The organism is Hydrogenophaga sp. GW101-3F08 (assembly GCF_059424585.1).
Genome location: NZ_JBWKZP010000004.1, coordinates 340076 through 360325, shown reverse-complemented (window position 1 = coordinate 360325; position 20250 = coordinate 340076). Strand labels below are relative to the sequence as shown.

Below are 20250 nucleotides of genomic sequence, written 5' to 3'. Positions count from 1 at the left end.
TGTACCTTGGTGGGGGCTTCGATTCTTCGACAGGCTCAGGATGCGCGGATTTCAGCCCGAGCGGGGAAAGTCAGGACCTGAAGAGTCTGGAATATTGGGTTTCGTGGCGGGCCGAGTGGATGGCCAGCAGCGGCGTGAAGGCCTGGCGGGTGTCATCGGTGAGCGTCATGGCGTGGTCCACCGCGGCGGGCACCTCCAGCGCCAGCCGCGCGAGCATGCGCTGGCCCGCGCTCTGGCCCAGTGGCACCGACTTGATGGCCGCCTGCACCATGTTCTCGGCCCAGCCGAAGGCGAAGCCGATCAGGCTGTCGCGCACCGCGGCGTTTGTGCTGGCGGCCGCGCAGGCCATGGCCACGGGGTAGCTGGCCGGGTTCAGTTGGGCCGATTGCAGGCGCTGAAACACGCCCGCGCCCAACTCGCCGAGGTTGCGCGCCCATTCGAGCAGCGAGCGGCCCATCTGCTCGGTCTGCAGGCGGAATTCGGCGGTTTCGCGGGTCTGCAGCACCCAGGCGTTGAGCGTGTGGATGCGCTCCAGATCGCCCTGGCGCCAGGCGGGGATGGCCTGCGCCACCACGGCGAGGTCGGCGCGCGCCAGGCCCAGGTGCAGCTGGTCTTGCAGCCACCGTGTGGCACTGGCTTCGTCGCTCACCTGGCCCGCGTCCACCGCGGCTTCCAGCCCTTCGGAGTAGGAGAAGCCGCCCACCGGCAGCGCGGGCGAGGCCAGCCACAGGATCTGCAGCAGCCCGGCTGCGGAACGCGACGGTTGCGCCGCGCCAGCCGGTTCAGCCGTGCGCATGGCCCTTGGCGTGGCCGTGATCGTGGCCATGCCCGTGGTCGTGCCCCCCAGCCGGTGGGTGCGCGCCATAGGCGCCAGCTTCGGGCTCGAAGGGTTCGCGGGTTTCCACCACCGTGAGGTGCATGGCGCGCAGCATGTCGGCCAGCACGTGGTCGGGCTCGATCTTGAGGTGGTCGGGTTGCAGCTCGATGGGCACGTGGCGGTTGCCCAGGTGGTAGGCGGCGCGCATGAGGTCGAAGGCGCCGTCGTGTGTGTGGCCGTGGTGGTGGTCGGTGCAGGCGGTGATGCGCAGCACGGCTTGCGGCGCGGCCACCACGCGCAGGAGCGAGCCGTCCTGGGTGATCAGCACATCGCCGCCGCGCACCACGGTGCCGCGCGGCAGGAAAACGCCCACATTGCGGCCGTCGGACGCGGTGGCGTCAAAACGGCTCTTCTGGCGCACATCCCAGTCCAGTTCGATGTGCGCGGCACGGCGCACCAACGCAGGGGCGAGGCCCTGGGCCTGGGGGATGAGCTTGGAAGCTTGAAGCATGAATAACAGAGGTTGAGATGGTCAGAACAAGAAGTATCGCTGCGCCATCGGAAGTTTGCTGGCGGGCTCGCAAGTCAGCAGCACGCCGTCGGCCCGCACGGTGTAGCGCTGCGGGTCGATCTCCATTTTCGGCAGGTAGCGGTTGTGCACCATGTTCGCCTTGGTGATGCTGCGGCAGCCCTGCACGGCCACGGTGGTTTTCTGCAGGCCGTAGCGCTCGCCCACGCCCGCGGTCAGACCCGCTTGCGAGATGAAAGTGAGGCTGCCGCGCGCCAGCGAGCGACCGAAGCTGCCAAACATGGGCCGGTAGTGCACCGGCTGCGGCGTGGGGATGGAGGCGTTGGGGTCGCCCATGGCGGCCAGCGAGATCGTGCCGCCCTGCACCACGAGCGCCGGCTTGACGCCGAAGAAGGCCGGTTTCCAGACCACGATGTCGGCCCACTTGCCCACTTCGAGCGAACCCACGGTGTGCGCGATGCCGTGGGCGATGGCCGGGTTGATGGTGTATTTGGCGATGTAGCGCTTGACGCGGAAGTTGTCGTTGCGGCTGCTGTCTTCGGGCAGGGTGCCGCGCTGGCTTTTCATCTTGTCGGCCGTCTGCCAGGTGCGGATCACCACCTCGCCCACGCGGCCCATGGCCTGGCTGTCGCTGCTCATGATGCTGATGGCGCCCATGTCGTGCAGCATGTCTTCGGCCGCGATGGTCTCGCGGCGGATGCGGCTCTCGGCGAAGGCCAGGTCTTCGGGGATGGCGGCGTCCAGGTGGTGGCAGACCATGAGCATGTCCACATGCTCGTCGAGCGTGTTGACGGTGTAGGGCATGGTCGGGTTGGTGCTGGAGGGCAGGAAGTTGGCCTCGCCCACCACGCGGATGATGTCGGGCGCGTGGCCGCCGCCCGCGCCCTCGGTGTGGAAGGCGCAGAGCGTGCGGCCCTTGGTGGCCGCGATGGTGTTCTCGACAAAGCCCGACTCGTTGAGCGTGTCGCTGTGGATCGCGACCTGCACGTCGGCCGCTTCGGCCACGTCCAGGCAGTTGCTGATGGCCGAGGGCGTGGTGCCCCAGTCTTCGTGCAGCTTCAGGCCGATGGCGCCCGCGTCCACCTGCTCGTGCAGGGCCTCGGGCCGGCTGGCGTTGCCCTTGCCCAGGAAGCCCAGGTTCATGGACAGGCCGTCGGCCGCCTGCAGCATGCGCTCGATGTGCCAGGGGCCGGGTGTGCAGGTGGTGGCGAAGGTGCCGGTAGCCGGCCCGGTGCCGCCGCCGAGCATGGTGGTGACGCCAGAGGCCAGGGCCTCGTCCACCTGTTGCGGGCAGATGAAGTGGATGTGGCTGTCGATACCGCCGGCGGTGACGATGTGGCCTTCGCAGCTGATGATCTCGGTGCCCGGGCCGATGACGATGTCCACGCCCGGCATGGTGTCGGGGTTGCCGGACTTGCCGATGGCGGCAATGCGGCCGTCCTTGAGGCCGATGTCGGCCTTGACGATGCCCCAGTGGTCGATGATGAGCGCGTTGGTCAGTACCGTGTCCATCGCGCCCTGCGCCCGGGTTCTTTGCGACTGCGCCATGCCGTCGCGGATGGTCTTGCCGCCGCCGAACTTGGCCTCTTCGCCGTAGCCGCCGGCGGCCAGGGTGAAGTCTTTTTCCACTTCCACGATCAGGCCGGTGTCGGCCAGTCGCACACGGTCGCCCACGGTGGGGCCGAACATGTCGGCGTAGGCGCTGCGGGGGATGGTTGCCATGGTCTCAGCTCTTTCTCTGTTTTTCTTAGACGGCGCCCTGCACCAGGCCACGGAAACCGATGACGACGCGGTCGCCCGCATAGTCCACCAGCTCCACGGTGCGTTGTTGTCCGGGCTCGAAACGCACGGCCGTGCCCGAAGCGATGTTCAGCCGCATGCCTTTCGCGGCGGCGCGGTCGAAGTCCAGCGCGCCGTTGGTTTCGGCAAAGTGGTAGTGCGAGCCCACCTGCACCGGCCGGTCGGCCGTGTTCTGCACCACCAGCGTGAGCGTGCGGCGGCCGGGGTTGAGGGCGTGCTCGCCCGCGTCGGTGAAGAGTTCGCCGGGGATCATGGCCACGCCCTCACTTCTTCGACAGCCAGACCGCCAGCGCGATCAGACCGGCCACCGCCACAAAACCCAGCGCATCGGTGGCATGCCAGTGGCTGCCAAACAGACCATGGCCGTCGTGGGCGAAGGCGGGCAGGGCGGACAAGGAGGCAATGGCGAGCAGTGTTTGGGATTTCATTCGATTGCTCCAGAAGAAACGGTTGAGCGAAGTGTCTGGTTCCAGGATGCGGTGGAACCGGCTCCGCCGGGCCACTCGCATCGCCCCCTGGGGGGTGACGCGCGCAGCGCGGCGCGGGGGGATCAAGTGATCGGCGTGTGCACCGTCACGAGCTTCGTACCGTCCGGAAACGTGGCCTCCACCTGGATGTCCGGGATCATCTCGGCGATGCCTTCCATCACGTCGTCGCGCGTGAGCACGTTGCGGCCTTCGCTCATGAGCTGGGCCACGGTCTTGCCGTCGCGCGCACCCTCCATCACGGCGGCCGAGATCAGGGCCACGGCTTCGGGGTAGTTGAGCTTCAGGCCACGCGCCTTGCGCCGCTCGGCCAGCAAGGCGGCGGTGAAGAGCAGCAGCTTGTCTTTTTCACGCGGAGTCAGTTCCATGATTGAGGCTGGAGCAAGGTGTGTGCCGGGACGGTGGATCAGTATGCCTTTGCCCGGCGGTTCCGGGTATCCGGCACATGGCGTATGGCGCATGGCACGAAAGCTGCACTTTGCCCAGAGTGAACGCCCCGCCCGACAACGCCACCGATCCCACGCCCGGCAGACCCGAGCCGGTGCAACGCATCATCAAGGTGCGCCGCGACTACAACAGCTGGGTCGGCAGCGAGACCATGGAAGACTACGCGCTGCGCTACACGCCGCAGCGCTTTCGCAAGTGGAGCGAATGGCGCGTGGCCAACACCGCGTTCGGCGCGGCCTCGTTCCTGATCCTCGAAGCGGTAGGCGCCACGCTGCTGGTGCAGTACGGCTTCATCAACGCCGCGCTGGCCATCCTGGTCACCGGGCTGATCATCTTCCTGGCCGGCCTGCCCATCAGCGTGTACGCCGCGCGCTACGGGGTGGACATGGACCTGCTCACGCGTGGCGCGGGCTTTGGCTACATCGGCTCCACCATCACCTCGCTGATCTACGCCTCGTTCACCTTCATCTTCTTCGCGCTCGAAGCGGCGGTGATGGCCTACGCGCTGGAGCTGGCGCTGGACATTCCGCCCGCCTGGGGCTACCTGATCTGCGCGCTGGTGGTGATCCCGCTCGTGACCTACGGGGTCTCGGTCATCAGCCGCTTCCAGGTCTGGACCCAACCGCTCTGGCTGGTGATGATGTTGGTGCCTTTTGGGGCGGTCTGGGTGCTCGATCCCGGTGCGTTCAGCAATGTGGTGCACTACGGCGGGGAATCGGGCGCCGGCGCGGTGTTTGACTGGCACTTGTTTGGTGCGGCGCTCACGGTGGGCATCGCGCTCATCACCCAGATGGGCGAACAGGCCGACTACCTGCGCTTCATGCCGGCGCCCGAAAAAGGCCGGGCCTGGCGCTGGTGGGTCGGCGTGCTGGCCGGTGGGCCGGGCTGGGTGATCCTGGGGGTCTTGAAGATGCTGGGCGGCGCGCTGCTGGCCTACCTGGCCCTCAGCCACATGGTGCCGCCCGACCGCGCGGTGGACCCGAACCAGATGTACCTGGCGGCCTACGAATACGTGTTCCCGAAGGTCGGCTGGGCGGTGGCGGCCACGGCGCTGTTCGTGGTGGTGTCGCAGCTCAAGATCAACGTCACCAACGCCTACGCCGGCTCGCTGGCCTGGAGCAACTTCTTCTCGCGCCTCACCCACAGCCACCCGGGCCGCGTGGTCTGGGTGGTGTTCAACACCTTGATCGCCTTCATGCTGATGGAGATGAACGTGTTCCAGGCGCTGGGCGAGGTGCTGGGCCTGTACAGCAACCTCGCCATCGCCTGGATCATGGCCGTCGTCGCCGACCTGGTGATCAACAAGCCGCTGGGCTGGAGCCCGCCGGGCATCGAGTTCAAACGCGCGCACCTGTACGACATCAACCCCGTGGGCGTGGGCGCCATGGGCCTGGCCTCGGCGCTGTCGATCGCGGCCCACATGGGGCTGATGGGCGCGTCGGCCCAGGCCTTTTCAGCGGTGATCGCGATGGTGACGGCGCTGATCGCTTCGCCACTGATTGCATGGGCGACGCAGGGGCGCTATTACATCGCCCGACAAGGCGAAGCCTGCCGGGCGCAGTCGTGCGAGGGCTGCGATGCGCGAGGGGCAGCCCACCCAGAAACACCGCGGAACGGGCTTCGCCCGGCCGCAGGTGTTGCCCCCCTTGAGGGGGGTGACGCCGCAGGCGGCGCGGGGGGGGTCCTCAAGTGCGTCATTTGCGAGCGCGAATACGAAGCGCCCGACATGGCCCACTGCCCGGCCTATCAGGGCGCCATCTGCTCGTTGTGCTGCACGCTGGACGCGCGCTGCGGTGACCTGTGCAAACCCCACGCACGCCTCTCGGTGCAATGGCAGGGGGCCTTGCGCACCGTGTTGCCGCGCCGCGTCTGGCCCTACCTAGAAGCGGGCCTGGCGCACTACCTGTTGATCATGGGGGTGATCGCGCCCGTGCTCGCCGCGGTGCTGGGGCTGCTCTACCGGCAGCAGGTGGAGGGCCTGGGCGAGGGCCTGCAGGCCGTGGCCGACACCGGCCTGGTCGACGCGGCGCTGCGCTCGGGCTTCCTGCGCGTCTACGCCGTGCTGCTGCTGATCGCGGCCACCGTGGCCTGGTGGCTGGTGCTGGCGCACAAGAGCCGCGAGGTGGCGCAGGAAGAGTCGAACCGGCAGACCCGGCTGCTCATGCACGAGATCGACTCGCACCGCCGCACCGACGAAGCGCTGCAGCAGGCCCGGCGCGCCGCCGACCAGGCCAACCAGGCCAAGACGCGCTACATCAGCACCATCAGCCACGAGCTGCGCACGCCGCTCAACAGCATCCTCGGCTACGCCCAACTGCTGCAGGAAGACACCGGCATGGCGCCGCACCGCGCGCAGGCCATCCGCGTGATCCACCGCGGGGGCGAACACCTGCTCTCGCTGATCGAAGGCACGCTGGACATCGCCCGCATCGAGTCCGGCAAGCTCGCGCTGGACGTGCGGCCCATGGCCTTTGCCGGCGCCATGCAGGAGGTGGCCAGCATGTTCGAGCTGCAGGCCGCGGCCAAGGGCCTGCGCTTCGTGTTCGACAGTGGCAGCCGCCTGCCCGACGCCGTGCGCGCCGATGAAAAACGCCTGCGCCAGATCCTCATCAACCTGCTGGGCAACGCGGTGAAGTTCACCCACGCGGGCGAGGTGCGCCTGCGCGTGACGCACGCCCGCGAGATGGCGCAGTTCGAGGTGCACGACACCGGCCCCGGCATGAGCGCGCTCGACCTGGAGCGCGTGTTCGAGCCCTTCGCGCGCGGGCAGAACGACGCTTCGCTGGCCGCCGCCTCCGGCGCCGGCAGCTCCGGCACCGGCCTGGGCCTGACCATCGCCAAGATGCTCACCGACCTCATGGGCGGCGAGATGACGGTGCGCAGCACGCCGGGGCAGGGCTCGGTTTTCACCGTGCGCCTGTTCCTGCCCGAACTGCACGGTGTGGCGCTGCCGCGCCCGGCCACCGCGCCCCTGTGCAGCGGCTACGCCGGCGAGCGCCGCCGGCTGCTGGTGGTGGACAACGAAGAGGCCGACCGCGAGCTGCTGCAGCGCTGGCTGGCGCCACTGGGTTTCGAGGTGATGCTGGCCACCAGCGGCCTGGACGCGCTGCGCCTGCTCGACGACCTGCAGCCCGGCGCACCGGGCGCCCCCCACGCCATCTTCATGGACCTGGCCATGCCCGGCATCGACGGCTGGGAGACCCTGCGCCGCCTGCGCGCGCGCGGCTGGGCCGGCGTGCCGCTGGCCATCGTCTCGGCCAACGCTTTCGACAAAGGGCTGGACAACGACCTCGGCCACCAGCCGCAGGACTTTTTTGTCAAACCCGTGCGGCGCGACGACCTGCTCGCCTGGCTCGGCCAGCGGCTCGGTCTGGCCTGGATTGCGGCCGAGCCCGCGCCCGTTGCCGTGGACCCGGCGCCCCTGCCGGCTGGTGGCGCCAGCGCAGGGGCCACCAGCCCCGCCGAGCTGGCGCCGCTGCTCGAACTGGTGCGCCTGGGCTACTACAAAGGCATCGTGAACTGGCTCGACGACTGGGTGGGCCTGCGCCCCGAGCAGGCCGACTTCGCCCAGGGCCTGCGCACCCTGGCGCGCGAGTTCCGCTTTGAAGCCATCGAGCAGCGGTTGCTGCAGCCGCACAGCGACCACCCGATACTGCCCGGCGCGCCATGAACACCTCCTTGCCGACACCCGAACCGCTGAGCGCGCCCCTGCCGTCGCTGGACGCGCTGGTCGTGCTCATCGTGGACGACGTGCCCGACAACGTCGCCCCGCTGCACGACGCGCTCGACGAAGCCGGCTACACCGTGCTGGTGGCGCTCGACGGCGAGTCCGCCATCCGCCGCGCCACCCAGGCTCTGCCCGACGTGGTGCTGCTCGACGCGGTCATGCCCGGCATCGACGGCTTCGAGGTGGCGCGCCGCCTCAAGGCCGACCCGGCCACGGCGCAGATTCCCATCATCTTCATGACCGGCCTCACCGAAACCGAGCACCTGGTGGCCGCGCTCGACGCCGGTGGTGTGGACTACGTGACCAAACCCATCAAGCCGCGCGAGGTCATGGCGCGCATGGGCGTGCACCTGCGCACCGCGCGCCACGCGCGCCAGGGCGCCCTGGAGCGCAGCCAGGCCCGCTACGCGCTCGACGCCTTCGGCTACGCCACCATCACCGTGCGCGAGAGCGACGGCCGCCTGATGTGGCAGACCCCGCTGGCGCGCGAGCTGCTGCAGCGCTACTGCGGCACCACCGCGCCCGACACACCACCCGCCGTGCTGCAGTGGCTGCGCCGCCACCTGCAGGACGCCCGGGCCCAGTGCGAGCCGCCGCGCCTCACGCTCGACCACGGCCCGCGCCGCCTCACCTTCCGGCTGCACCAGCGCGTGGGCGATCAGGACGGTGCCGAGAGCATCGAAGCGCCGGGCGAGGGCGGCGACTGGCTGATCGTGATGCAGGAAACCTCGGACGCCAGCGTGCTCGAAGCCATGGGCCAGGCCTTCGGCCTGACCGCGCGCGAGGCCGAAGTCCTGTACTGGGTGGCCAAGGGCAAGATCAACCGCGACATCGGCGACATCCTGGGCGCCAGCCCCGCCACGGTGAAGAAACACCTGGAGCGCATCTACGCCAAGCTCGGCGTGGAAACCCGCACCGCGGCGGCGGCGATGGCGATCAACCGCGTGCCGCTGCTGCAGCCGCAGCATGGGGGGTGATCGAAGTACCGCGCCAGCGGGCAGTCAATCCGGCTTGTGGCCCGCTTCGATCTGCTTGATCACGCGGTCGAAGTCGCTTTCAAACAACCGGTCTTGCACGATGCGGTACTTCTCGAACTCCGTTTCGGCGTGGGCCTTGGCGATTTCCGCTGACACCTTGCCGGCGTCCCGCAGGATCTCCCGGTCCCAGAGTTTCAGGAAACCGCTCAAGCGTTCTTGCCTTGGGGCGCGCCTTCCCAGTGGGTCAAGCCCATGTTGTCCTTTTTGTGGTCCGCGCGGTCCACGATCACCTCCGCCGCTGTCTGCCCGTGAATGGCGTAGTGCAGCTTGTTTTGCACGGCAGCAAAGAAGCGCTGGGTTGCCGTGGCCGAAGCGTCGTAGTCCAGCGCCGTGGCGTAGATGTCGGTGATCTTTTGGTAGAACTTGCGTTCAGAGATCCGGATTTCCCGGATTTTTTCCAACTGCCGCTCAAAGAATTCCTCGGTCAGCACGCTGCCGCCGCTCTTGAGGCGCTCGGCGTCCATCACCCACCCTTGAATCGTGTAGTCCTTGACGATCTGGTTGGCCCACTTGCGGAACTGCACGGCCCGTTCGTTTTCGATCTTGAAGCCCACGGCAATGATGGCCTGCAGGCTGTAGTGCTTGACTTGGTAGTTCTTGCCGTCAGCAGCAGTTGTTAAGTACGGCTTAACAACTGCCACCTCATCCAGCTCGTTGTCGGCAAACACCCGCTTCAAGTGCTGGTTGATGGCCGGCACCGACACGTCGTACAGCGTGGCCATCATCTTCTGCGTGAGCCAGAGGTTTTCGTCCTCGTAGCGCATCTCCACACTGGCGCTGCCGCCAGCCGTGGCCGCGATGAAGGTCAGGTACTCCGCCGCCGACGAGCGGACGAGGGAGATCTCTTTCTGTTTCGAGGTGGCTGAAGGGGTTTTCTTGCTCATGACCAATGCCGCTGTCTTGTGTTTGGTGTGGCGAATCATGATAGCCAAGGCTCCAGCAGCCGGCCTGGGGAATAGGGGCAATGTGCCCGGACATGGGGAGCCGCGGGGCTGACCACCCCATTTTCACGACGGCCGTGAACCTTGCAAATCAGGAACCAGTTTCCAGAATTGCAAGGATGAGCAGGGCGCTCGGACCCCTTCCAGCCGCCCCAGGCCCCCGCATACGCCACCCGGCGTACATACGCCCTCCAGGCTTCTCCATAGCATCCCCCTGTCCGCTGTGAATCCCTCTTTCAAGGGCGGTTCGGCGGCAAGGTCCACCCATCAACCGGATGTTTTTAGAACCCCCTGGAGAAGCGCCATGATGCAACGTCGATTCACCCTCAAAGCCCTGACGGTCGCCACCGCCCTGGGCGCTTTCGGCCTCTCGGCCCACGCGGCCGACACGATCAAGGTCGGTGTGCTGCACAGCCTGTCGGGCACGATGGCCATTTCGGAAACCGTGCTGAAAGACGTGGCCCTGATGACGATCGACGAGATCAACGCCAAGGGCGGCGTGCTGGGCAAGAAGCTGGAGCCCGTGGTGGTCGACCCCGCTTCCAACTGGCCGCTGTTCGCCGAAAAGGCCAAGCAGCTGATCGACCAGGACAAGGTGGCCGCCGTGTTCGGCTGCTGGACCTCGGTCTCGCGCAAGTCGGTGCTGCCGGTGTTCGAAGAGAAGAACAGCCTGCTGTTCTACCCGGTGCAGTACGAAGGCGAAGAGCTGTCCAAGAACGTGTTCTACACCGGCGCCGCGCCCAACCAGCAGGCCATCCCCGCCGTGGAGTACCTGATGAGCAAAGACGGCGGCTCGGCCAAGCGCTGGGTGCTGCTGGGCACCGACTATGTGTACCCGCGCACGACCAACAAGATCCTGCGCGCCTTTCTGAAAGCCAAGGGCGTGAAGGAAGAAGACATCATGGAGGAGTACACCCCCTTCGGTCACTCCGACTACCAGACCATCATCGCCAACATCAAGAAGTTCGCGGCCGCTGGCAAGAAGACGGCCGTGGTCTCCACCATCAACGGCGATTCCAACGTGCCGTTCTACAAGGAGCTGGGCAACGCCGGCCTGTCTGCCAAGGACGTGCCGGTGGTCGCCTTCTCGGTGGGTGAAGAAGAGCTGCGCGGCGTGGACACCAAGCCGCTGGTGGGCCACCTGGCCGCCTGGAACTACTTCATGAGCGTGAAGAACCCGACCAACGCCGAGTTCACCAAGAAGTGGGCCGCCTACGCCAAGGCCAAGGGCATCGCCGGCCACAAGGACAAGCCGCTGACCAACGACCCGATGGAAGCCACCTACATCGGCATCAACATGTGGGCGCAGGCGGTCGAGAAGGCCAAGTCCACCGACACCGACAAGGTGATCGCCGCCATGGCCGGCCAGACCTTCAAGGCACCAGGTGGCTTCACGTCCACCATGGACAAGGAAAACCACCACCTGCACAAGCCGGTGTTCATCGGTGAGGTGAAGGCCGACGGCCAGTTCAACGTGGTCTGGAAGACGCCGGGCCCGGTGGTCGCCGATCCGTGGAGCGACTACATCGCCGAGAACAAGGGCAAGAAGAACATGCCGATGGTGAAGTAAGCACCCCCCGCGCGCCTTCGGCGCTCCCCCCTCTCTCGCCTTCGGCGGGAGGGGGGCGACACCTGGGGCCGGCGGAGCCGGACCCTCGGTGTCCCTGGGTTTCGGCGTGGTTGGCGTTGGCCTTGCGGATCTGTTTGCGCACCGTGCGTGGCCTGGTATTTGGTTGAGGAACTTCCATGAAATTTCATTGGCTCCGGCTTCTGGGGCTGGGGTTGGCGCTGTGGCTTGGCATGGGTGCCGCCCATGCGCTCACGCCGGCCGACGCGCTGGCGCTGGTGGCGGGTGAGACGGACGACCGCATCACCACCCTGAACCGCCTGGCGTCCGGCAGCGATGACAAGGCCGCGGCCCTGATCCAGGCCATGGCCGACGAGCGCGTGCGCGTGGTCGGCGAGCGGGTGCTCATGGTGCAGGGCGAGAGCGCGGTGGACGCCGTGACCGGCGAGGCCCTGGCCAGCGTGCCCGAAGAGGCCGAAGACGTGATGGTCAACAACCGCCTGCGCAGCGCCATGGAAACGGCGCTGGCGGGCATGCAGCTGTTTGGCGCGCCGCCCGAGCGCCAGCGCGAAGCGGCCCAGAGCCTGCAGCGCAACGCCTTCGACGAGCCCGACGCGTCGCAGCTGCCGCTGATCGACAAGGCCCTGGCCGGCGAGCTGGATGCGCAGGCGCGCCAGACGCTGGAGCTGGCGCGGGCCGCCGTGCGGCTGGCCAGTGAAGACGAGGCCCAACGCCTGGCCGCCGCCGAGAAGCTGGGCGAGGCGCGCCAGGCCATCGTGCGCCCGCTGCTGCTGCAGCGGCTGGAAACCGAAGAGCGCGCGCCGGTCCAGGCCGCGTTGAAGGCTTCGCTGGCCGCGCTGGACCGCTCGCTGGCCATCAGCAGCGCGCTGGGCCAGGCTTTCACCGGCCTCAGCCTGGGCAGCATCCTGCTGCTGGCCGCGCTGGGCCTGGCCATCACCTACGGCCTCATGGGCGTGATCAACATGGCCCACGGCGAGCTGATCATGATCGGCGCCTACGCCACCTGGCTGGTGCAGTCGTTCTTCCGCGAGGCGCTGCCCCAGTGGTTCGACTGGTACCTGCTGGTGGCCATGCCGCTGGCCTTCATCGCCTCGGCCCTGGTGGGCGCGGCGATGGAGCGCACCGTGATTCGTTTCCTCTATGGCCGGCCGCTGGAAACGCTGCTCGCTACCTGGGGCATTTCGCTGGTGCTGATGCAGGGCGTGCGCAGCCTGTTTGGCGCGCAGAACGTGGGCGTGGAAAACCCGGGCTGGATGAGCGGCGGCGTGACCCTCATGGGCAACCTCAGCCTGCCCTGGAACCGCATCATCATCATCGGCTTCGCGGTGGCGGTGCTGGTGGGCGTGACGCTGCTGATCGGCAAGACCCGCCTGGGCCTGTTCGTGCGCGGCGTCACACAGAACCGGCCGATTGCCGCGTGCATGGGCGTGAACACCGCGCGCATCGACACCTACGCGTTCGCGCTGGGCTCGGGCATCGCCGGGCTGGCGGGCTGCGCGCTCAGCCAGATCGGCAACGTGGGCCCCGACCTGGGCCAGAACTACATCGTGGACTCGTTCATGGTGGTGGTGCTCGGCGGCGTGGGCCAGATCGCCGGCACGGTGTACGCCGCGCTGGGCCTGGGCGTTCTCAACAAGCTGCTCGAAGGCTGGGCCGGCGCCGTGCTGGCCAAGATCGCGGTGCTGGTCTTCATCATCGTCTTCATCCAGAAGCGGCCGCAAGGGATATTTGCCATGAAAGGCCGGAGTGCTGAAGCATGACCAACATGTCCACACCTCCCGTTCCCGCATCTGTGACGCTGCCGCAAGCCGGCCCCTTGCTCACCCGCACCGGCTGGAGCGCTTTCATCGTGGCCCTGTTGGTGGTCTGCGCCGTGGCGCCGCTGCTCAACCTGTTCGTGCCGGCCGGCAGCGCTTTCCACCTCTCCGACTACATGGTGGGCTTGCTGGGCAAGATCATGTGTTACGCCATCTGCGCGCTGGCCATGGACCTGATCTGGGGCTACACCGGCATCCTCAGCCTGGGTCACGGCCTGTTCTTCGCGCTCGGCGGCTACGTGATGGGCATGTACCTCATGCGCCAGATCGGCACCGATGGCAACTACAAGAGCGAGCTGCCCGACTTCATGGTGTTCCTGGACTGGAAGGAACTGCCCTGGCACTGGGCGCTGTCCGACAGCTTCATCGCCACGCTGCTGCTGATCGTGCTGGTGCCGGGCCTCGTGGCCTTCGTGTTCGGTTACTTCGCTTTCCGCTCGCGCATCAAGGGCGTGTATTTCTCCATCATCACGCAGGCGCTCACCTTCGCCGCGCTGCTGCTGTTCTTCCGCAACGAGACCGGGCTGGGCGGCAACAACGGCTTCACCGATTTCAAGCGCATCCTGGGGCTTCCGATTGCGACGCAGGGCATGCGCATGGCGTTGTTCGTCATCACGGGCCTCACGCTGCTGGGCTTTTTCCTGTGGGCGCGCTGGCTGGTGGGCAGCAAGTTCGGCCGTGTGCTGCAGGCCGTGCGCGACGCCGAGAGCCGCGTCATGTTCTGCGGCTACAACCCGCTGCCCTACAAGCTCACCATCTGGACGATCTCGGCGGTGATGTGCGGCGTGGCCGGCGCGCTGTACGTGCCGCAGGTCGGCATCATCAACCCCGGCGAGATGAGCACCGCCGCCAGCATCGAGATCGCGGTCTGGGCCGCGGTGGGTGGCCGCGCCACGCTGGTCGGCCCCATCATCGGCGCCTTCATCGTCAACGGCGCCAAGAGCTGGCTCACCGTGAGTTTCCCCGAGTACTGGCTGTATTTCCTGGGCGCGCTGTTCATTGCGGTCACGCTGTGGATGCCGCAGGGCGTGGTGGGGTTGGTGAAGAAATTCCGTGGAGCGAAAGCATGACGCCCGACCTGATGGAAGAAGGCGCGCAGCGCTTTGAAAAACTGCAGACCGCGAGTGTGCCGGGTCAGACCGAGTCGGGTGGCCGCAGCGCCGTCTACGGCCGCATCCACACGCCCGGCGCGGTGGACACCACGCACGGCCGCATCCTGTACCTGGAAGACGTGCACGTGAGCTTCGACGGTTTCAAGGCCATCAATGGCCTGAGCCTGGACATCGCGCCCGGTGAGCTGCGTTGCATCATCGGCCCCAACGGCGCCGGCAAGACCACGATGATGGACATCATCACCGGCAAAACCCGGCCCGACAAAGGCCAGGTGTTCTTCGGCAGCACCATCGACCTGCTGCGTTACCGCGAGGCGGAGATCGCCGCCATGGGCATCGGCCGCAAGTTCCAGAAGCCCACGGTGTTCGAGCAGCTCAGTGTGTACGAGAACCTGGAGCTCGCGCTGGCGACCGACAAGCGCGTGCGCCACAGCATGGTGTTTCGCCCCACGGGCGAAGAGAAAGACCGTCTCGGCGAGGTGCTGACCACCATCCACCTCGCCGACAGCGCGGCGCGTTTGGCCGGCAACCTCAGCCATGGCCAGAAGCAGTGGCTGGAGATCGGCATGCTGCTGATGCAGGACCCCAAGCTCTTGCTGCTGGACGAACCGGTGGCCGGCATGACCGACGAAGAAACCGAGCGCACGGCGCAGCTGTTCCTGACGCTCAAGGGCCAACATTCGCTGATGGTGGTGGAGCACGACATGGGCTTCATCCGCACCATCTCGGAGAAGGTCACGGTACTGTGCGATGGGGCTGTGCTGGCCGAAGGCACGCTCGACGAGGTGCAGGCCGATGAACGCGTGATCGAAGTCTATTTGGGCCGTTGAGCCGCACACGGGAAACACCATGAGCCTGCTCGAAGTCAAAGACGTCAACCAGTACTACGGCGGCAGCCACATCCTGCGCAACGTGAGCCTGCAGGCCGAGCTGGGCCAGGTCACGGTGGTGCTGGGCCGCAACGGGGTGGGCAAGACCACGCTGCTGAAATCGCTGATGGGGCTGGTGCCCATCAAGAGCGGCAGCATCACGCTCGATGGCGTCGCGATCACCAGGGCCACGCCCTACGAGCGCGCCCGTCTGGGCATGGGATTCGTGCCGCAGGGGCGCGAGATCTTTGGCCGCCTCACGGTCGAGGAAAACCTGCAGATGGGGCTGGCGACCAAGAAGGGCGGCACGCCGATCCCGGCCGAGCTGTTCGAGCTGTTTCCGGTGTTGAAGCAGATGCTGGGCCGCCGCGGTGGCGACCTCTCGGGCGGGCAGCAGCAGCAGCTGGCCATCGCGCGCGCGCTCGCGGCCGGGCCGAAGCTGCTGATCCTGGACGAACCCACCGAAGGCATCCAGCCCAACATCATCAAGGACATCGGCCGCGTGATCCGCATGCTGGCCGACCGCGGCAACATGGCCATCGTGCTGGTGGAGCAGTACTACGACTTCGCCGAAGCGCTGGCCGACCGCTATGTGGTGATGGAGCGTGGCGAGGTCATCGCCAGCGGCCCGGGCAGCGAGATGCAGGCCAAAGGCGTGCGCCAGCTGGTGGCGATTTAGGCCAGGGCCGCAGGGGCGCAATGGCCGCTATACCGCGGTCACCTTCCCCAGCAGGCCATCGGGGTTCGGTGGCTTGTAGCCGCCGGGCAGCGACACGCCACCGGCCGCGCGCCCGACGTGGCTTTGTTCCCCCAGGCCCGCGTGGATGTCGCTGCTGCGGTAGCGCTCGCGCATGGCCTGCGCGCGCTCCAGCAGGGCCGCGTGGTCGGGGATGCTGTCCTGGTAGCGCTGCAGCACCAGGTGGGCCGATTCGATCAGCTTGGCATTGAGCGTGCGGGTGGCGTCCGCCAGCAGTTTCTCCACCGCGCCCCGCGGGTCGCCCTGGAGGCTCAGCGTCATGGCTTCCTCGGTGAGCTTGAGGATCTGCGCGTGGGCTTCGCGGACGCGGTCGGCGAACTCCGAGCGACCGACCGCCGCGCAGGCCAACAGCTCGGTCAGCGCCTTGCTGGTGCAAAAGCGCAGACCCAGCGTGTCCACGGCCGCGTCCACCTCGTAGAGCTGGATCGAGCGCCGGGCCAGCTGGGTCATGAGGGCAAGCAGGTTGCTGGCCGATTCGAAGTCGAACTCGGGCTGGGAAATGGTCCTGGCCCAGTGCCGCACGTCGTCGAGCGCGCGGGCGGTCTGGTAGGTCTGGATCGACACCAGGGTCTGGGCCATCTCCAGCAGGCGCTGCGGGCGCGGGTTGTCCGGGCTGCGGTCGCGCAGGTGTTCGAGCTGCTCCACGCAGCGCATCAGGCCGCGCTGGTCGTTGTTGTCCAGCCGCTCAAAGGCCAGCAGCAGCAGCGCCTGCGGGTCGTAGAACTTGGAGTCCAGCCCGAGGCGGGTGGCGCGGTCGAGCAGTTCCACGCCCTCTTCGCGGTCCCCGGCGTAATAGGCCATCATGCCGTGCTTGAGCAGCCGGTTGACCGACGAGGGCGTGAGCTGGGTGGACATCCGGAAGGTGGCCAGCGCGTTCTGGAAGTTGCCCAGCTCGAACTGCGCGCGCCCCATCACGTCGTAGGCGTCGGAGTAGCCGGGCTCGGCCTCGATCAGGCCCTCCAGGGTGGTGGTGGCGCGCTGCGGGTAGCCCGCTTCGAGCTGTGCCCGCGCCACGCCCAGGCGGGCCCAGGGCAGGGTCTTGGCCTCCACCACCGCCTCGTAGAGCTTCTGCGCTTCGCTCAGGTGGCCGTTGCGCAGCATCAGCTCGGCGCCAATGCGCGCGGCGTACAGCCAGTACGGCCCGCGGGACTCGAAGCGCTTGCGGCACAGGTCGGCGGCGTGCTCGAAGGCCTCGCGCTCGATGGCGGTGAATATCTCCTTGAGCGCCTGTTTGCGCACCCGCGCCTGGCGGATGCGCTCCACCAGGCCGGCCGCGGTGTGGGGCTTGAGGATGTAGGCGTCCAGCGCCGACTCGGCCGCTTCGGCCACCTTGCTGTACGACGACTCGGACGTGACCATCACGAACACGGTGTAGTAGGGCAGCAGCTGGTTGCGCCGCAGGTCGTCGAGCAGGTCCTGCCCGGTGATTTCCTCGCGCTCGAAATACTGGTCGCAGATCACCACGTCGTAGCTGCCCATCTCCAGCTTGCGGCGCGCGTCGGCCAGCCTGGGGCACTGCACCACCGTGCCCACACCGCACTCGCGCAACTGCGACACCAGGATGGAGCGCGACAGCGGGTTGCTGTCCACCACCAGCGCGCGGGCGTCTTGCAGATCGCTGTAGGTCACGGGCATGGTGTTGGGGTGGGTGGAATGGGCACGGGCAGGGGGGCTTATCTTTCATTCTGCACAGCCTGGCGCGCGCCAAACGCCGGAACTGCGGCGCAAAGCGGGGGCTTTTCTGGCCCGGGATCAGACCCGCCAGATGCGCGGTGGGGTGGCGTCGAGTCCCCAGGCGGCGGGGCGCAGCGCGGCCCAGACCCGCTGCAGGCGGGCCATCAGGGGCTCCACCAGCGGGGCCACGGCGCGCACCACCAGCGTCTGCGGGTTGGGGCAGGTGGCGCCGGCCAGCACCCCGTCGGCCCCGCCGTCGAGCACGGCGCGGGCCACCTCCAGCAGCTGTTCGCGGCGCTCCCGGCTGAAGGCCGTGCCGCAGGCCAGCAGCAGCGTGCCCAGGCAGCGCTGGCCGCCCAGCCCCAGCGGGGAGTCCAGCAGGCGCGAGTCGGCCGCGTCGATGCGCGCCTGCTCCAGCCACAGCCCGGGGATCTCCAGCCGCTGGCTGAAGCTGCCCTGGGTGAACGGCTGGCCGGCCAGGGGCAGGCCGAGCGCGGTCACGTCCCAGGCCATCAGCTCGGCGCCCTCGGTCAGCGTGGCGCGCAGCGTGTTGTGCGCCGTGCAGCCGGGGTAGGCCAGGGCTTCGAGCGGCAGCCATTCCAGCCGCGCGCCGGCGTCCAGCGTGAGCGCCACCCGCTGCGTGGCGGGCAGCCCGTCGGAGGCGTAGAAGCGGGTCGCGCCCGGGGTGCTGATCAGGCCATGGGCGCCACTGCCCACGTGCACCGCCACCTCCAGCACGTCGCCCCCCACCAGGCCACCGGGCGGGTGGATCAGCACGTTGTGGCAGACCGCATCGCCCTCGGGGTAGAGGCTCTTGAAGATGCGCAGCGGGCCGTCGTGTTCGTGCCGCAGCACCGTGCGCTGGGCGGCCAGGCGGTAGTCGAGATTCAGGTGGGCGTGCCAGGGCATGGGAGGAAGTGTAGGGGGCGGGAGCGAGCGGCAGCCCCACCCAGGACACCGCGGAACCGGCTCAGCCGGGCCGCCAGTGTCGCCCCCTGGGGGGTGACGCCGCAGGCGGCGCGGGGGGTCATCTCCTGTGCGCCCAGCCGGTGGTGTGTTTCTCGATGAAGCTGAACAGCTCGTACATCGCCATCGCCATGGCGCCCACCACCAGCAGGCCGCTGAAGGCCAGGCCCATCTGCATCGACGAACCGGCCGAGATCAGCAGGTAGCCGATGCCCTCGTTGGAGGCCGTCATTTCCGACACCGTGGTGCCCACAAACGCCAGTGTGATCGCGACCTTGAGCGAGCCGAAGAAGTAAGGCATGGAGCGCGGCAGGCCGACCTTGGTGAGCACGTCCCAGCGCTTGGCGCCGAGCACACGCAACACGTCTTCCAGCTCGGGCTCCAGCGTGGCCAGGCCGGTGGCGATGTTGACCATGATGGGGAAGAAGCTGATGAGGAAGGCGGTCAGGATCGCCGGGCCGGCGCCGATGCCGAACCACACCACGAGGATGGGCACGAAGGCTGCCTTGGGCAGGGCGTTGAACGCCGTCATGAGCGGGTACACCGACGCATAGGCCAGGCGCGAGCTGCCGATGAGAAAGCCCAGCAGCACGCCCACCACGATGGCGATGCCAAAGCCCGCCATCGTCACCCAGTAGGTGCGCCAGGCGTGGCCGAGGATGGTGGCCTTGTGCTCCAGCGTCTGCTCCCAGATGCGCGAGGGGCTGGGAAAGATGAACTCCGAAACACCGAAACCGCTGGTGATCACCTCCCAGACCACGACGATGGCGATCAGCAGCAGAAAGGGCGACCAGCGTTCGACCTGTTTCTTGTTCATGGTGTGGCACCGTTCATTGGTTGACAGGGCGCCGCAAGGCCCCAATATGCCCCCGCAGTTCATGCACGATGTCCGTGAACTGCGGCGTGTACGTCACCTCCAGGTCGCGCGTGCGCGGGATCTCGATGTCGCGCTTCACCACGAAACGCCCCGGGCTCTTGCTCATGCAATACACCGTGTCGGCCAGGAACACGCTCTCGCGCAGATCATGCGTGACCAGGATGACGTTGAAGCGCTGCGCTTCCCACAGGTCGCGCAGCGTGCACCAGAGCTCTTCGCGCGTGAAGGCGTCGAGCGCGCCGAAGGGCTCGTCGAGCAGCAGCATCTTGGGCTCGTGGATGAGGGCGCGGCAGATGCTGGCGCGCTGCTGCATGCCGCCCGAGAGCTCCCACGGGAACTTCTTCTCCATGCCGCCCAGGCCCACGCTGGCCAGCAGCTTCTTCGCCCGCTCCTCGTATTCCTTGCGCCGGTCCTTGAACTGGCTGCGATACGGCTCGACGATCTCCAGCGGCAGCAGCACGTTGTCGAGCGTGGTGCGCCAGGGCAGCAGCGAAGGCGCCTGGAAGGCCATGCCCGAGATCTTGAGCGGGCCAGTCACGGGCTGGCCGTCGATCCAGATCCGGCCCATGCTCGGCATCTTCAGCCCGGTGGTGAGCTTCATGAAGGTGGACTTGCCGCAGCCCGAGGGGCCGACGATGGCGATGAACTCGCCCTGCTTCACCTGCAGGTTGATGTCTTCGACCGCGAAGACGTTCTGGGCCAGCAGTTCGTCGTTGTAGGCCAGCCAGACCTGGTCGAATTCGACGAAGGACTTGTCGCTGGCGGCGGGCGCGGGGGTGGCTTCTGGCATGGGTGGTTTTGAAAAAA

General features: G+C 67.6%; 19 protein-coding genes. 7 read left to right on the top strand and 12 right to left on the bottom strand.

Annotated features, from left to right (window positions below; translation table 11 throughout):
* Positions 1–70 precede the first annotated feature (70 nt).
* The 6 genes from AC07YZ_RS13825 to AC07YZ_RS13800 form a co-directional block, all read right to left on the bottom strand.
* Complete coding sequence (locus AC07YZ_RS13825) at positions 71–796, bottom strand: urease accessory protein UreF (protein ID WP_494795180.1); 726 nt, start codon at positions 794–796, stop codon at positions 71–73.
* Positions 783–1328 carry an urease accessory protein UreE gene (gene ureE, locus AC07YZ_RS13820; RefSeq protein ID WP_226491897.1) on the bottom strand — a complete coding sequence of 182 codons (546 nt, stop codon included), beginning with the start codon at positions 1326–1328 and terminating at the stop codon, positions 783–785. The genes AC07YZ_RS13825 and ureE overlap by 14 nt, the downstream gene beginning before the upstream one ends.
* Before the next feature lie 21 nt (positions 1329–1349).
* On the bottom strand, positions 1350–3068 hold the full coding sequence (gene ureC / locus AC07YZ_RS13815; protein WP_494795157.1) for an urease subunit alpha: 1719 nt from the start codon (positions 3066–3068) through the stop codon (positions 1350–1352).
* A 25-nt stretch (positions 3069–3093) separates the two neighbouring features.
* On the bottom strand, positions 3094–3399 hold the full coding sequence (locus tag AC07YZ_RS13810) for an urease subunit beta (RefSeq protein WP_494795179.1): 306 nt from the start codon (positions 3397–3399) through the stop codon (positions 3094–3096).
* Positions 3400–3409: 10 nt separating this feature from the next.
* Positions 3410–3574, bottom strand: a complete 165-nt coding sequence (locus AC07YZ_RS13805; protein WP_226491899.1) for a hypothetical protein — start codon at positions 3572–3574, stop codon at positions 3410–3412.
* A gap of 122 nt (positions 3575–3696) precedes the next feature.
* On the bottom strand, positions 3697–3999 hold the full coding sequence (locus AC07YZ_RS13800; RefSeq protein ID WP_494795156.1) for an urease subunit gamma: 303 nt from the start codon (positions 3997–3999) through the stop codon (positions 3697–3699).
* Between the two features lie 77 nt (positions 4000–4076).
* Here AC07YZ_RS13800 and AC07YZ_RS13795 point away from each other — a divergent pair, with 77 nt between their 5' ends.
* A complete protein-coding gene (locus AC07YZ_RS13795; RefSeq protein ID WP_494795155.1) occupies positions 4077–7748 on the top strand; it encodes a hybrid sensor histidine kinase/response regulator in 3672 nt (1223 codons plus the stop codon).
* Entirely contained in the window at positions 7745–8782 is a 1038-nt protein-coding gene (locus AC07YZ_RS13790; RefSeq protein WP_494795154.1) for a response regulator, read from the top strand. The genes AC07YZ_RS13795 and AC07YZ_RS13790 overlap by 4 nt, the downstream gene beginning before the upstream one ends.
* A gap of 24 nt (positions 8783–8806) precedes the next feature.
* On the opposite strand, the gene AC07YZ_RS13785 is transcribed toward AC07YZ_RS13790, so the two are convergent.
* Both AC07YZ_RS13785 and rhuM read right to left on the bottom strand, forming a co-directional pair.
* Entirely contained in the window at positions 8807–8992 is a 186-nt protein-coding gene (locus tag AC07YZ_RS13785) for a hypothetical protein (RefSeq protein ID WP_226491902.1), read from the bottom strand.
* Positions 8989–9726: a RhuM family protein gene (gene rhuM, locus AC07YZ_RS13780; RefSeq protein WP_226491903.1), complete on the bottom strand. Its 738-nt coding sequence runs from the start codon at positions 9724–9726 to the stop codon at positions 8989–8991. Before rhuM ends, AC07YZ_RS13785 begins: the two co-directional genes overlap by 4 nt.
* Positions 9727–10090: 364 nt before the next feature.
* On the opposite strand from rhuM, the gene urtA reads away from it, so the two are divergent.
* The 5 genes from urtA (at position 10091) to urtE (ending at position 15848) form a co-directional block, all read left to right on the top strand.
* A complete protein-coding gene (gene urtA / locus AC07YZ_RS13775) occupies positions 10091–11353 on the top strand; it encodes an urea ABC transporter substrate-binding protein (RefSeq protein WP_226494677.1) in 1263 nt (420 codons plus the stop codon).
* A 176-nt stretch (positions 11354–11529) separates the two neighbouring features.
* Positions 11530–13131 (top strand): urea ABC transporter permease subunit UrtB, encoded by a 1602-nt coding sequence (gene urtB / locus AC07YZ_RS13770; RefSeq protein WP_494795153.1) that lies wholly within the window; start codon positions 11530–11532, stop codon positions 13129–13131.
* Positions 13128–14258 carry an urea ABC transporter permease subunit UrtC gene (urtC, locus tag AC07YZ_RS13765; RefSeq protein WP_494795152.1) on the top strand — a complete coding sequence of 377 codons (1131 nt, stop codon included), beginning with the start codon at positions 13128–13130 and terminating at the stop codon, positions 14256–14258. The genes urtB and urtC overlap by 4 nt, the downstream gene beginning before the upstream one ends.
* On the top strand, positions 14255–15130 hold the full coding sequence (urtD, locus tag AC07YZ_RS13760) for an urea ABC transporter ATP-binding protein UrtD (RefSeq protein WP_226491905.1): 876 nt from the start codon (positions 14255–14257) through the stop codon (positions 15128–15130). Before urtC ends, urtD begins: the two co-directional genes overlap by 4 nt.
* Positions 15131–15155: 25 nt before the next feature.
* Entirely contained in the window at positions 15156–15848 is a 693-nt protein-coding gene (gene urtE / locus AC07YZ_RS13755; RefSeq protein ID WP_494795178.1) for an urea ABC transporter ATP-binding subunit UrtE, read from the top strand.
* Between the two features lie 27 nt (positions 15849–15875).
* Here urtE and AC07YZ_RS13750 read toward each other — a convergent pair whose 3' ends face one another.
* From AC07YZ_RS13750 to AC07YZ_RS13735, 4 genes are all read right to left on the bottom strand, one after another.
* A complete protein-coding gene (locus AC07YZ_RS13750; protein ID WP_494795151.1) occupies positions 15876–17561 on the bottom strand; it encodes a response regulator in 1686 nt (561 codons plus the stop codon).
* Positions 17562–17678: 117 nt separating this feature from the next.
* Positions 17679–18509 (bottom strand): urease accessory protein UreD, encoded by an 831-nt coding sequence (locus AC07YZ_RS13745; protein ID WP_494795150.1) that lies wholly within the window; start codon positions 18507–18509, stop codon positions 17679–17681.
* Between the two features lie 118 nt (positions 18510–18627).
* Positions 18628–19383 (bottom strand): ABC transporter permease, encoded by a 756-nt coding sequence (locus tag AC07YZ_RS13740; RefSeq protein ID WP_226491908.1) that lies wholly within the window; start codon positions 19381–19383, stop codon positions 18628–18630.
* Positions 19384–19396: 13 nt separating this feature from the next.
* The gene (locus AC07YZ_RS13735) at positions 19397–20233 is read right to left on the bottom strand and encodes an ABC transporter ATP-binding protein (protein WP_494795149.1); all 837 of its coding nucleotides are present in this window, start codon (positions 20231–20233) and stop codon (positions 19397–19399) included.
* Between the last annotated feature and the right edge of the window lie 17 nt (positions 20234–20250).

Coding starts and splice junctions, on each gene's coding strand:
- ureC (WP_494795157.1), bottom strand. CDS start 3,068: ATGGCAACCATCCCCCGCAGCGCCTACGCCGACATGTTCGGCCCCACC.
- urtC (WP_494795152.1), top strand. CDS start 13,128: ATGACCAACATGTCCACACCTCCCGTTCCCGCATCTGTGACGCTGCCG.
- ureE (WP_226491897.1), bottom strand. CDS start 1,328: ATGCTTCAAGCTTCCAAGCTCATCCCCCAGGCCCAGGGCCTCGCCCCT.
- AC07YZ_RS13825 (WP_494795180.1), bottom strand. CDS start 796: ATGCGCACGGCTGAACCGGCTGGCGCGGCGCAACCGTCGCGTTCCGCA.
- AC07YZ_RS13740 (WP_226491908.1), bottom strand. CDS start 19,383: ATGAACAAGAAACAGGTCGAACGCTGGTCGCCCTTTCTGCTGCTGATC.
- AC07YZ_RS13750 (WP_494795151.1), bottom strand. CDS start 17,561: ATGCCCGTGACCTACAGCGATCTGCAAGACGCCCGCGCGCTGGTGGTG.
- AC07YZ_RS13805 (WP_226491899.1), bottom strand. CDS start 3,574: ATGAAATCCCAAACACTGCTCGCCATTGCCTCCTTGTCCGCCCTGCCC.
- AC07YZ_RS13795 (WP_494795155.1), top strand. CDS start 4,077: ATGGCGTATGGCGCATGGCACGAAAGCTGCACTTTGCCCAGAGTGAAC.
- AC07YZ_RS13810 (WP_494795179.1), bottom strand. CDS start 3,399: ATGATCCCCGGCGAACTCTTCACCGACGCGGGCGAGCACGCCCTCAAC.
- AC07YZ_RS13800 (WP_494795156.1), bottom strand. CDS start 3,999: ATGGAACTGACTCCGCGTGAAAAAGACAAGCTGCTGCTCTTCACCGCC.
- AC07YZ_RS13745 (WP_494795150.1), bottom strand. CDS start 18,509: ATGCCCTGGCACGCCCACCTGAATCTCGACTACCGCCTGGCCGCCCAG.
- urtD (WP_226491905.1), top strand. CDS start 14,255: ATGACGCCCGACCTGATGGAAGAAGGCGCGCAGCGCTTTGAAAAACTG.
- AC07YZ_RS13790 (WP_494795154.1), top strand. CDS start 7,745: ATGAACACCTCCTTGCCGACACCCGAACCGCTGAGCGCGCCCCTGCCG.
- urtA (WP_226494677.1), top strand. CDS start 10,091: ATGCAACGTCGATTCACCCTCAAAGCCCTGACGGTCGCCACCGCCCTG.
- urtB (WP_494795153.1), top strand. CDS start 11,530: ATGAAATTTCATTGGCTCCGGCTTCTGGGGCTGGGGTTGGCGCTGTGG.
- rhuM (WP_226491903.1), bottom strand. CDS start 9,726: ATGAGCAAGAAAACCCCTTCAGCCACCTCGAAACAGAAAGAGATCTCC.
- AC07YZ_RS13735 (WP_494795149.1), bottom strand. CDS start 20,233: ATGCCAGAAGCCACCCCCGCGCCCGCCGCCAGCGACAAGTCCTTCGTC.